This is a genomic window from Fontibacillus panacisegetis (assembly GCF_900102215.1).
In the GTDB taxonomy this organism is placed as follows: domain Bacteria; phylum Bacillota; class Bacilli; order Paenibacillales; family Paenibacillaceae; genus Fontibacillus; species Fontibacillus panacisegetis.
In genome coordinates this window covers 23105-35197 of sequence record NZ_FNBG01000025.1, presented here as the reverse complement: position 1 = coordinate 35197, position 12093 = coordinate 23105, and the positions used below count along the sequence as shown (strand labels likewise).

The 12093-nt window shown below is 45.0% G+C and carries 14 protein-coding genes; all 14 read left to right on the top strand.

Translation table 11 applies throughout. The annotated features are described in order from the left end of the window. Window positions 1-18 precede the first annotated feature (18 nt). The 14 genes from spoIIIAF (at window position 19) to dxs (ending at window position 12067) form a co-directional block, all read left to right on the top strand. Window positions 19-789, top strand: coding sequence for a stage III sporulation protein AF (spoIIIAF, locus tag BLS49_RS18245; RefSeq protein WP_091234049.1), 771 nt, complete (start codon window positions 19-21; stop codon window positions 787-789). Between the two features lie 24 nt (window positions 790-813). Next, complete coding sequence (gene spoIIIAG, locus BLS49_RS18240; RefSeq protein ID WP_091234045.1) at window positions 814-1455, top strand: stage III sporulation protein AG; 642 nt, start codon at window positions 814-816, stop codon at window positions 1453-1455. 39 nt (window positions 1456-1494) lie between these two features. Then, window positions 1495-2319, top strand: a complete 825-nt coding sequence (locus BLS49_RS18235) for a SpoIIIAH-like family protein (protein WP_091234042.1) — start codon at window positions 1495-1497, stop codon at window positions 2317-2319. A gap of 151 nt (window positions 2320-2470) precedes the next feature. Then, window positions 2471-2962, top strand: coding sequence for an acetyl-CoA carboxylase biotin carboxyl carrier protein (gene accB / locus BLS49_RS18230; RefSeq protein WP_091234039.1), 492 nt, complete (start codon window positions 2471-2473; stop codon window positions 2960-2962). Window positions 2963-3020: 58 nt separating this feature from the next. Next, entirely contained in the window at window positions 3021-4364 is a 1344-nt protein-coding gene (gene accC, locus BLS49_RS18225) for an acetyl-CoA carboxylase biotin carboxylase subunit (protein WP_091234036.1), read from the top strand. 240 nt (window positions 4365-4604) lie between these two features. Beyond that, window positions 4605-5012: an Asp23/Gls24 family envelope stress response protein gene (locus BLS49_RS18220; RefSeq protein ID WP_091234032.1), complete on the top strand. Its 408-nt coding sequence runs from the start codon at window positions 4605-4607 to the stop codon at window positions 5010-5012. Window positions 5013-5121: 109 nt separating this feature from the next. Next, the gene (gene amaP, locus BLS49_RS18215) at window positions 5122-5661 is read left to right on the top strand and encodes an alkaline shock response membrane anchor protein AmaP (protein WP_091234029.1); all 540 of its coding nucleotides are present in this window, start codon (window positions 5122-5124) and stop codon (window positions 5659-5661) included. A gap of 14 nt (window positions 5662-5675) precedes the next feature. After that, window positions 5676-5909, top strand: coding sequence for a DUF2273 domain-containing protein (locus BLS49_RS18210; RefSeq protein WP_091234026.1), 234 nt, complete (start codon window positions 5676-5678; stop codon window positions 5907-5909). Window positions 5910-6100: 191 nt separating this feature from the next. After that, window positions 6101-6550 (top strand): transcription antitermination factor NusB, encoded by a 450-nt coding sequence (gene nusB, locus BLS49_RS18205; RefSeq protein ID WP_091234022.1) that lies wholly within the window; start codon window positions 6101-6103, stop codon window positions 6548-6550. Window positions 6551-6648: 98 nt separating this feature from the next. Next, on the top strand, window positions 6649-7506 hold the full coding sequence (folD, locus tag BLS49_RS18200; protein ID WP_091234019.1) for a bifunctional methylenetetrahydrofolate dehydrogenase/methenyltetrahydrofolate cyclohydrolase FolD: 858 nt from the start codon (window positions 6649-6651) through the stop codon (window positions 7504-7506). A gap of 115 nt (window positions 7507-7621) precedes the next feature. Next, window positions 7622-8959: an exodeoxyribonuclease VII large subunit gene (gene xseA / locus BLS49_RS18195; RefSeq protein WP_425432163.1), complete on the top strand. Its 1338-nt coding sequence runs from the start codon at window positions 7622-7624 to the stop codon at window positions 8957-8959. Then, entirely contained in the window at window positions 8931-9185 is a 255-nt protein-coding gene (gene xseB / locus BLS49_RS18190) for an exodeoxyribonuclease VII small subunit (RefSeq protein WP_091234013.1), read from the top strand. The genes xseA and xseB overlap by 29 nt, the downstream gene beginning before the upstream one ends. After that, window positions 9178-10077, top strand: a complete 900-nt coding sequence (locus BLS49_RS18185) for a polyprenyl synthetase family protein (protein WP_091234010.1) — start codon at window positions 9178-9180, stop codon at window positions 10075-10077. The genes xseB and BLS49_RS18185 overlap by 8 nt, the downstream gene beginning before the upstream one ends. Window positions 10078-10159: 82 nt before the next feature. Beyond that, window positions 10160-12067: a 1-deoxy-D-xylulose-5-phosphate synthase gene (gene dxs, locus BLS49_RS18180; RefSeq protein ID WP_091234006.1), complete on the top strand. Its 1908-nt coding sequence runs from the start codon at window positions 10160-10162 to the stop codon at window positions 12065-12067. Window positions 12068-12093 lie beyond the last annotated feature (26 nt).

The following is a 12093-nucleotide window of genomic DNA, read 5'->3' as shown; positions in this document are numbered from 1 at the left end:
CAAGGCGGTGTCGATAACTTGTCCATACTGAGCGAATGGCTGAAGGAAATCATTTTTGTCGTCCTCATCGCCGTCTTTATTGACTTGCTACTCCCGAATCGTTCCATGGAGCGTTATGTGAAGTTTGTTGTAAGTCTCATTATTTTGCTGACACTGTTGTCACCGGTTATGAAACTTCTGTCCATGCAATCGGCAGAGAAGCTGGAAATGGCAATCTCAGACAATATAAGCGATATGGACAACCCGGAGATGAACCAGAGCACGCAGCAAATTTTACAGCAAGGTAATGAGCTTAGAAGGCAAAGAGAATCAGAGGCGTTGCAATGGACTGGTGAAGAGGCGGCAAGACAAATGAAGGTGCAGATTCAGGACGAAACCGGACAGTCTGTCGTAAGAGTCATGGTTAAGCTGTCAACCGGAAGCGACGCAAGGAGCGACAAAAGGAATTCGAAAAGCAATGCAAGCGAGTTATCGTCAGAGCAGCAGTTAGAACCGAGAATAACAGCAGTAGAAGTTGTAATGGGTGATCCATCAAATATTGAATCCGATGGCAAGACAATTAGTGATGATCCGAAAAAAGTGGATAATGTGGAGCCAGTCGAGAATGTACAAGTTACTGTAGCGATACCGCCGGATGCTTCTAATAACAGCTCCATTACAGCTAATTCAAGCATCAAAGACAGTTTACAAGAAGCTAAAGATCAAACAATCCGTCAAATAGAAAACTTACTGCGCGAGGAATGGGGGGTTCCGCGAGAAGCAGTGACTGTAGTGTTAAAAGAGACATAGAAGATCGATAGGGAGGTGATGTAAATGCCGGGATGGCTTAAAAAGCTGGAACAATGGATCGGTAAAGGAACGGACGGTAAAAAAAGAACACAGACATTTCGTCTGCTGCTAATTATAGGTCTAATTGGGATCGCCATCATGCTTTTTAATTCATTCGTGAACGTAAAGAAGGTGGATACTGGAGGTGAAGGAAGGGAGCCTCCGGTTATGCAGGATTTACCTGTAACGGCGCTTTCCGAGGACATAGCCGAGAGCCCTTTTGCCAAAATTGAATTATCCCTTGAGACCAAGACGAAGGATATTTTGGAGAAAATAGTTGGGGTTGGTGCTGTAGATGTGATGGTCACGATTGATTCAACAGAAGAGGTTATCGTCCAGCGAAATGTGAAAGATACCCAGGAATTGACTGAGGAGACCGATCCAAACGGGGGAAAACGGCATATTACAGAGTATACGAAGGACGGTCAAATTGTAACGTATGAATCTTCAGGAAATGAGCAGCCCATCGTAACGAAAAAAATAAAGCCCAAGGTGCGTGGAGTGTTGATTGTTGCTAAGGGAGCTGAGAACAAAACGGTTAAATCACTGATCGTGGATGCAGTTGAAAAAGGTCTGAATGTGCCAGCTTACCGCATCTCGGTTGTACCACGTAAGCAGTCACAATAATTCATATATTACTAAAAACATTTAGGAGGAATTTTAAGTATGAAATCCAAAAGACAGACAGTTTGGCTTGTATCGATGCTCAGTTTGATGGTGCTGTTGTCCGCGTACTACTTGTTTACAGAGGATAATCCATCCAAGTCACCCGTGGCAGAAGGTCAAAAGGTGACTACTATGGAAAATGGTAATACTCAAGAGACCACTTCAGGTGACGCATTGCCTCAGAACGATGAAGTGATTCTCTCTGAAGTGGTGAGCGAAAATGGTACCGATGTGATTACAAACGAAACAAGTGAAAGCGACGCCGGAAAGTCTGACCAGACGGGCAGCACAACAGAAGAAGGAGCAAAAGATTCTAGTAAAAATTCTAATAAAGACTCTGATAAAGACTCTAAGAAAGATTCCGATGTAAATTCATCAACGGATAACTCTGCTAAAGCGACAGGAGAAGGGACCAGTAATACAGCTGTGAAGGATGAAGATGTACTTAAGCAGCTGGAATATCAGGGTTCTTCCGGCGCCGATACGCTTACTGCATATCAATTCCAGCGTTCTGAACAGAATATGAAGAAGCAGGATGAATTGCTTCAAGCGATTAACGATGAGAATAAAACGCTCGATGAAGCAGTTATGGCACAAAAGGAATTGAGCGCTCTTGAAGAAAAGGAAGAAAAAATTTATGATATCGAAGAAAAGCTTCAGCAAACATATTCCAATGCTGTCGTGACCGAGTCGGATAATAAATATAAAGTGCTTGTAGTCAGCGACAAATTGGAAGCAAAAGATGCCGTAGGTATTATGGATTTGGTCATTAAAGAGCTTGGTGTATCGCAGGATAAAATCAGTGTTCAATACATTACTCAATAGATTCTAATACCTAGAGATATGAAATTATTGGTAGAGTTCAGGTGATTTCCTGGACTCTTTCCATTTTTATCGATTGTGATATAATACATAAAGTTATGGTGAAGCAAAGGCCAAGGCTTTGGAAAAGCTTGAAGGAGAGTGTGTCTAGTACATGTTTAATTTAGATGAAATCAAAGAATTGATTGAACTTCTGGACAAAACGTCCGTACATGAGCTTGAAATTGAAAATGAAGGTTCCCGGATCAGCATCCGCAAGCCTGGGAAGAGTGAAATTGTTCAGGTCCAACCAACACTAGTTGCTAGTGCAGTTGCGCCTGTTACAGCAGCACCTTCACCTGTTGAAGCAGCTAGTCAAGCTGTAGCGGGGTCGAATGCACCAGCTGTTGTCGATCAAACTGCAGGCTTACATACCATTGTATCACCGATGGTAGGTACCTTCTATCGCTCGGCTTCACCTGAAGCCAATGCTTTTGTGAACATTGGCGACCGTGTGGGCGAGAAGACTACGGTATGTATTATCGAAGCTATGAAGCTTATGAATGAGCTTGAAGCTGAAGTCAAAGGTGAAATCGTAAATGTTCTAGTTGAGAATGGCCAGCTTGTCGAATATGGACAGCCTCTCTTTCTGGTGAAGCCGGAGTAATCTTCGGCCATTATACCTGTTAAGGTGCTAGAGAGTTTTTAAAGGAGGATCAAGATACGTGAAATTTCATAAAATATTGATCGCGAATCGCGGTGAAATAGCGGTTAGAATTATTCGCGCATGCCGTGAATTAGACATTTCAACTGTAGCCGTTTATTCGGAGGCCGATAAAGATTCGCTCCATGTCCGTTTGGCTGATGAAGCTTACTGCATCGGTCCGACACTGTCCAAAGACAGTTATCTGAACTTTACGAATTTAATGAGCGTTGCTACTTTAACTGAGTGTGACGCTATTCACCCGGGATATGGTTTTCTTGCAGAAAATGCTGATTTTGCAGAAATATGCGGTTCATGCAACATCACATTTATAGGTCCATCTCCTGATGCGATTACTAGAATGGGCGATAAAGCGGTAGCGAAGCAGACGATGAAAACGGCGAATGTTCCAGTTATCCCGGGTTCAGACGGACTTATAGAGGATTTGGACGAAGCTGTAATGGTAGCGCGTGATATTGGTTATCCGGTTATTATTAAAGCAACCGCTGGTGGTGGCGGTAAAGGGATTCGTATTGCAGAGGACGAAACATCACTGATTCAGCAAATTGCAACCGCACAGCAAGAAGCACAGAAGGCGTTTGGTAATGCGGGTGTGTATCTGGAGAAGTATTTAACAGGCATGAAGCACGTTGAAATTCAACTTATCGCAGATAAGCACGGAAACGCCGTCTATTTGGGGGAACGTGATTGCTCTGTGCAACGTCGTCGGCAGAAGCTGGTTGAGGAAGCACCTTGTCCTGTTATGACTCCAGACAAGCGTAAGGAAATGGGCGAAGCTGCTGTAAGAGCTGCGCTTGCTGTAAATTACTCCGGTGCAGGAACACTTGAATTTTTATATGGTCCGGACGGTAAATTTTATTTTATGGAAATGAATACGAGAATCCAGGTTGAACATCCGGTGACTGAGATGATTACCGGGGTGGATCTGATACAGGAAATGATTTCGGTAGCGGAAGGTAATCCTCTGTCTTTTTCACAAGATGATATTAAACTGAATGGCTGGTCGATTGAGTGCCGGATCAACGCTGAGGATCCATTGCGTAACTTTATGCCTTCACCGGGCAAAATAGGGTTCTACCTTGCCCCGGGCGGGCCGGGAGTTCGTGTTGACAGTGCGGCTTATCCTGGATATGTGATCTCACCGTATTATGATTCGATGATTGCCAAACTGATCGTATGGGGAGCGACGCGTGAAGAAGCTATCGCCAAGATGAAGCGTGCTTTATCTGAATTTGTTATCGAAGGTATTCATACGACGATTCCTTTCCATCAGAAGCTATTAGATCATCCTGTTTTTGTCGAGGGAACATTTGATATTAAGTTTTTGGAAGAACACGAGCTTTAAGCTTTTATCAGAAGTTTTGTGATGAACTCGCTTGAGGTTGAAATTGATGTATGAAGCCGATCATGTTTGGCTTCATACATCAGTACGGCCTTTTTTGCGAGTTTCTTTATGTGGACGTCTCTTTTTTAGAGGACAGGAGTTTGTCATAATGAGTCCAAAATGATATAGTATTTATAATAAGTGCGGAGTCTCTGAATTAGGGTTGACTGCGTCATACTTATTGAGAGGTGGATGAATAATATGAGTACTTTACCTACGGAATTTGAACGTACAGAAATCGGTGAGATCCAAATTGCTCCCGAGGTTATTGAAGTGATTGCAGGGTTGGCTACAGTTGAAGTTAAAGGTGTAGCTGGCATGAGCGGTGGATTTGTTGGCGGAATCGCTGAATTGCTCGGAAGAAAGAATCTTTCCAAGGGCGTTAAGGTAGAAGTAGGCCAACGTGAAGCAGCTGTTGATGTATCTGTTATTGTTGAGTATGGTAATCGTCTTCCAGAGGTGGCTACCGAGATTCAGCGTAACGTTAAGCGCTCTATTGAGACGATGACAGGTCTCACGGTGGTTGAAGTGAATGTACATATTCACGACGTTATCTTCAAGACAGCTGAGAAAAATGAAGAGATTGAACCAAGCCACAGGGTGAAATAATTGCAAGGTAACGAACCCCCGACCACCAGCGTCAGGGGTTTACTATAATTTTGAGATAAGCGAGTACAACGGCTTATCGCGACTACCCTATAAGGAGGCTGTTTCTGTCGTGGCCAAAATTTTTGACAGACTTTTGCTGTTTGTGTACAGCTTGAGTATTGGAATATTATCCCTTATCGCCATCCTCCTGCTGAGTAACGTGTTACCGCTGTCGTTGACTGAGTCTGATGAACAGATGCTAACGCTCGTTTCCATTATTGTGGCTGCTGTTTTATTTTTATTAAGCATCCGTTTCTTTTACATTTCAGTGAAACGTGATCGTCATTCGTTGCCGTCTATTGATCAACGGACCGAATACGGGGATATTCAGATTTCAATCGAGACGATTGAGAATTTGTCTTACAAGGCAGCAACTCGTGTTCGCGGCATCAGGGAAGTCAAGACAAGAATACGGATCACTGACGCAGGTCTTGAAATTGTTGTACGGGCAATGGTTGATGGAGAAGCTTCTATCTTGACCTTAACTGAGGAAGTACAGAAGCAGGTTCATGATTATGTCGAGGAGATTACAGGTATACCTGTTTCTAATGTCTCTGTATATATAGCTAACCTTGTCCAATCAACGGTTATCAAAAGCCGTGTTGAATAGGAGGGAGTAGCAGGGTGTTCTGGAAACAATTGTGGGAGAGTCACAGGGGACGCCTGCTAGGATTGGCGGCGGCCGTGTTTTTATGCCCGATCTATCTGTTTTTCGGATTTTGGAATATGTTGTTTTGCGCGCTCTTGTTATATGTCGGCTATACGATCGGCAAATATAAGGATTTGGATCAGGGGACGCTCCTGCCCTGGAGTGAGATGAAGCAGTGGCTGGAGTCACGTTGGCGTCCTTTTAAATGATTCCTGTGATATGCTTTCTCCGGAAAAAGAGCTCGGTTTCATCTTGCCCATTTTGTGGAGGTAGCATGCTACAGGTTTTTTTTCTGTTTAAATAAGGTTGTTTGTGTTTAAAGAACGGGAATAGTGAAGATTAGAAATACAAATTTGGATTAAGTTATATAGAGGCTTCAAAATAAAGAAGGAGGACATCCATGAAACGGCGATTAGCAAGAGAAATTGCAGTACAAAGTCTGTATCATATGGAAATGAATGAAGTGGAGGCTTTGGAGGCAGTAATGATGCTGCTTATGGAAGCAGCTGGTGACAACGAGAGTGAGGTTAAGCTGTCAGATGAGGGTGCGACTCGTGATTTCGTGTTGGAAATCGTAAACGGGACATGGAGCCATAAAGAAGCTATTGACGGCTTGCTAAGTGATTATTTGAAAGGCTGGCAGGTTAGTCGATTGTCAAAGGTAGATCGACAGGTGCTGCGTCTGGCTGTATATGAAATGATTATACGTAATGATGTACCTGGTAAGGTTGCAGTTAATGAAGCTATCGAGCTTGCCAAACATTTTGGGACGATTGAATCGGGTAAATTTGTTAATGGTGTGCTTGGTAAAATGATTCAGGATGTAGATCAGTTAAAAGCTAAAATCTAAAGAACTAACAGACATTGAGATTAAAGTGGCAATAAGCATTAGATTATCCTTATAATTTATATTATAAATTTGTAACAATTAAGGAGAGGATGTCAATCATGTCAGCACCAGTGATTAATGGAAAACAGGTATCAGAGGATATTAGAGGAGCTCTTCGTGAAGAAGTTGAACGTTTGAATAAGCTTGGTTTTACACCTGGACTGGCAGTAGTGCTTGTTGGTGAAGATGCAGCATCACAAGTGTATGTTCGCAACAAAGAGAAGGCGTGTCATGATCTGGGTTACTATTCCGAGGTGCATCGTTTGTCGGAGTCCACTTCCGAGAGCGATCTTCTTGCGCTGGTGGACAAGCTGAACAAGCAAGAGGATATTCACGGTATTCTTGTACAGCTTCCTCTTCCTAAGCATATTAACGAAAAAGCAGTTATTGATGCAATTGCTGTTGAAAAAGATGTGGATGGATTTCATCCAGTGAATGTTGGTAATCTGGTAATTGGTGATGACAGTCTGCTTCCTTGTACTCCAGCGGGAGTCATCGAACTGATCAAACGTACAGGCATCGAAATTTCCGGAAAGCATGCAGTTGTTATCGGCCGCAGCAACATTGTGGGTAAGCCTGTATCCTTACTGCTTCAACGTGAGAATGCTACCGTTACGATGTGTCATTCCCGCACTGCAAACATGAAAGAATTAACCAGGCAGGCTGATATTCTTGTAGTTGCAATTGGGCGGGCTAACTTTGTAGATGCGTCCTATGTGAAACCAGGAGCCGTAATAATCGATGTAGGCATGAATCGTCTGGATAACGGAAAACTGGCTGGAGACGTTGACTTTGAGAGCGTGAAGGAAGTTTCCGGTCCAATTACTCCGGTTCCGGGCGGCGTTGGTCCAATGACGATTACGATGCTGATGCAAAACACGTTGATCGCTGCCAAAAGATTAAGAGATCAAGCGTAAAAGTCTTACTACGCAGCATACGCAGATAGCTATAAATGATCGCGGCAGGATAGAAGGGGGCGACTCCGTGGAACAGCGTATTTTCTCCGTTAAGGAATTGAACCGATATATTCGGATGAAGCTGGAATCGGACACTTTATTGTCTGAGGTGTGGATTCGGGGAGAGATCTCGAACTTCACTCACCATTCCAGTGGGCATATGTATTTTACCCTGAAGGATGCGGACAGTCGGATCAAGAGCATTATGTTTGCATCGCATAATCAGCGATTGGCCTTTATTCCGAAAGAAGGAACAAGGGTAATCGCTAGAGGGAATGTATCGGTCTATGAACGAGATGGACAATATCAATTCTATGCGACGCATATGCAGCCTGATGGGATCGGCAGTCTGTATCTGGCTTACGAGCAGCTAAAAGGCAAGCTTGAAGCAGAGGGGCTCTTTGCCGTTGAGCGGAAGCAACCGCTGCCTCGCTTTCCAAAGGTGATCGGGGTAGTGACATCACCAACGGGAGCTGCTGTCCGTGATATTTTGACGACGCTTCAGCGACGCTATCCACAGGCTGCGGTTATTTTGTACCCAGTACTTGTACAAGGCAAAGGGGCTGCGCTTTCCATCGTCAAAGCGATTAGGACGCTGAATGAGATGGGAGAGGCCGACGTTCTTATCGTCGGCCGAGGAGGCGGCTCGCTGGAGGAGCTGTGGGCGTTCAATGAAGAAGGGGTCGCCAGGGCGATCTATGAATCGCAAATTCCGGTTATTTCGGCCGTAGGCCATGAGACGGATTTTACGATCGCCGATTTTGTCAGCGACCTGAGAGCAGCAACGCCAACAGCGGCGGCAGAGCTCGCCGTGCCGCATATGGCGGAGCTTAAAGCTCAGCTCCGCCAAACCGAGCAGGTGCTGCAGCGAGGGCTGCAGCACCGCTTGTCGCAGGCGCGTGAACGACTTCGTCGTTTACAGAACTCGCCTGCGCTGCTTCAGCCGCAGCGAAGCTTGATCCAGCACGCGGAGCGGCTGGATCATCTTGCATCGCGCCTGCAGGGACGGATGATGTCTCGCAAGGAATTGATGCGAGCATCCTATGAACGAATGCATCAGCGTCTGCTTCGCTATCATCCTGAAGAGTCCTTACTGTATGCTAAGAAACGGCATGTAGAAGCAGGACGTCTTCTTCGAGCTGCGATGATGGGCATTATGAAAGAGAAATCCTCACAATTAACATCTGGGATAAGGCAGCTTGATGCATTAAGTCCACTGAAGGTTATGGGACGTGGATATAGTTTGATTTACGACGAACAAGAGAAGACTTTGATAAAATCACTTGATGACGTTGAACCTGGTGATATGTTAAAGGTGAAGGTTATCGATGGAGAACTCGATTGCCAAGTATGGGGCATGAGGCGAAGAGGAGCTGAGGAAGAGCATGACGCAGGAACAGGAAATGAGTTTTGAAGAAGCAATGAAGCAATTAGAGGACGTCGTATCCCAATTGGAGCATGGCGATGTTCCGTTAGAGAAAGCGATTGATCTGTTTCAGACAGGAATGCAATTATCCCAGCTCTGTGGTCAAAAGCTGTCACAGGTGGAACGTAAAATCGAAATGATCGTGGAAGAAGGCGGAGACATCAGTAAAAAGCCTTTTGTACCACAGACAGAGGAGAGCGATTCACTTGGTTAATCCTTCGCTTTCTCGCTACATCGAGGAAATAGCTCAGCTTGTCGGGGATCGGCTTCATGCAATTATTCCTGACCATCACGAGGTTCCTGACAATTTGCAGCGTTCAATGGAATACTCTCTAATGGCGGGAGGTAAACGTCTACGACCAGTGCTTGTCATTGCTGCGGCGGAGTCGCTGGGGGCAAGCCAAGAGGTGGCGCTTCCCGTCGCCTGCGCTGTGGAAATGGTACATACCTATTCGCTTATACATGATGATTTGCCGGCAATGGATAATGATGATTACCGTCGTGGAAAATTGACGAATCATAAAGTGTTCGGTGAGGCAATGGCAATTTTGGCAGGTGACGGCTTGCTTACTCATGCATTCTACAGCATTGCCCAGACAGCCCGCTTGGGGGTTCCGGCATCTGATGTGCTTGCGATTGTAGAGGATATGGCAGTATATGCTGGGCCATCCGGGATGGTAGGTGGTCAGGTTGCTGATATGGAAGGTGAACAGGGCATTACGGATCTGGAGCAGCTCCGTTATATCCATGAACACAAGACTGCGGATCTTATCGTGTTCTCATTGAAGGCAGGAGGCCGCATTGCTTCAGCGACTGAGCAGCAGCTTGAAGCACTTGAGTGCTACGGACGCGCGATCGGTCTGGCTTTTCAAATTCAGGATGATATCCTCGATTTGGTTGGGGATGAGAGCAAGCTTGGGAAGAAGACGCAAAGTGATGTGAAGCAGGGAAAAGTGACCTATCCATATTTTATCGGACTTGAGGATTCCCGTGCAGAAGTGGATCGCCTTACACGTGTCGCTAAAGACGCGCTCACTAATGGCGACATACCGAACCCCGAAATGCTGCTGGATATCGCAGATTATTTGCTGAAGAGAGATCATTAAATTTTGGATGATTTCGATATGATAAATGTCTGTGGTATAATAATGGCTATTACTAACTAAACAAGGAAAGCGGGGAAATCGAGTGCTGCTTTCACAAATAAACGATCCCAGTGATTTGAAAAAATACTCAGTAGAGCAATTAACGCCACTGGCTGCTGAAATTCGTCAATTTCTTATTGAGAAGCTGTCGGTGACAGGTGGACATCTTGCACCCAATTTAGGCGTAGTTGAGCTTACAATTGCACTTCATTATTGTTATAACAGCCCTCAGGATAAGTTTATTTTTGATGTTGGTCATCAGGCTTATGTCCATAAAATTCTTACCGGTCGGAAAGATCAGTTTGATACTTTGCGCAAGCAAAACGGACTTTGCGGTTTTGTAAAACGCTGTGAGAGTGAGCATGACGTGTGGGAGGCCGGTCACAGCAGCACTTCCTTGTCGGCTGCAATGGGTATGGCGCTTGCTCGTGATTTGAAAGGCGAGAACAATAAAGTTGTTGCCATTATCGGAGATGGAGCTCTTACAGGCGGCATGGCTTTTGAAGCGCTTAATCACATCGGACATGAGAAAAAAAACCTGATGGTCGTTTTGAACGATAATGAAATGTCTATCGCGCCCAATGTCGGTGCGCTTCACAATTATTTAACGAAAATTCGTTCTGATCGCAATTATTTGCGTGCCAAGGACGAAGTGGAACAACTTCTGAAGAAAATACCGGCTATAGGCGGCAAGTTAGCAAAAACCGCTGAGAAGCTGAAAGATAGCCTCAAATACATGATGGTCTCTGGAGTTCTGTTCGAAGAGCTTGGATTTAAGTATTTAGGTCCAGTTGATGGTCACGACTTACCTGGACTAATTGATTCATTCAATCAAGCGAATAATGTGAACGGTCCAGTGCTGGTTCATGTCCTCACTACAAAAGGTAAAGGTTATTCTCCCGCCGAAGAGGATTCCTTCAAATGGCATGGTATTACCCCATACAAAATCGAGTCTGGCCAGGTGCTGAAGGCAGTCGGTAATCCGATGTATACTGAAGTGTTCGGACAGACTTTGATTGAGCTTGCGGAGAAGGACGAACGGATTATAGCGGTGACCCCTGCAATGCCAGGCGGATCGGGTCTCGTTAAATTCGCCGAGTATTTTCCTGACCGGATGATCGATGTGGGTATTGCCGAGCAGCATGCTGCAACGATGTGTGCTGCGCTTGCTATGGAAGGAATGAAACCCGTATTTGCTGTATATTCTACGTTTATGCAGCGGGCCTATGACCAAATAGTACACGATATTTGCCGACATAATGCGAACGTCATGTTTGCAATTGACCGTGCAGGATTTGTTGGAGCAGATGGTGAAACTCATCAGGGTGTGTTTGATATTGCATTCTTACGTCATATTCCTAATATGGTTCTTATGATGCCGAAGGATGAGAATGAGCTCCGTCATATGATGAAAACAGCTTTAGATTATAATGATGGTCCTATCGCTTATCGCTATCCAAGAATTAATGTTCTTGGTGTACCGTTGGATGAGGAACTGCATACCATTCGGATCGGAAGCTGGGAGAAGCTTCGTGAAGGTGAAGGAACAACGATTATTGCAGTTGGACCGATGGTACAGGTTGCGGAAGAAGCAGCGGAAATATTGCGGCGTGACGGAACCTCGGTTACTGTTGTAAATGCCCGTTTCCTTAAGCCGCTCGATAACCACATGCTTCTTGATCTTGCACAGCATGGACATCATATGATTGTTCTGGAGGAAGCTTCACAGGCAGGAAGCCTTGGAAGCGCTGTGCTTGAATTTTTTGCAGAGCATGGACTGTCCGGTCTAGATATTAGTTTGATGGGTGTTCCGGATCGCTTTATTGAACATGGAAGTATTAAGGAGCAGCTGCAGGAAGTTGGCCTTACGGCTGAAGCAGTAGTTCGTAAAGTTCAAGAGTATCGCTCCGGACAACAATATACGTACGGCAAAAAGGTAAAGCCGTCCTAGTTATAGGGCGGCTTGATAGCCGTTAG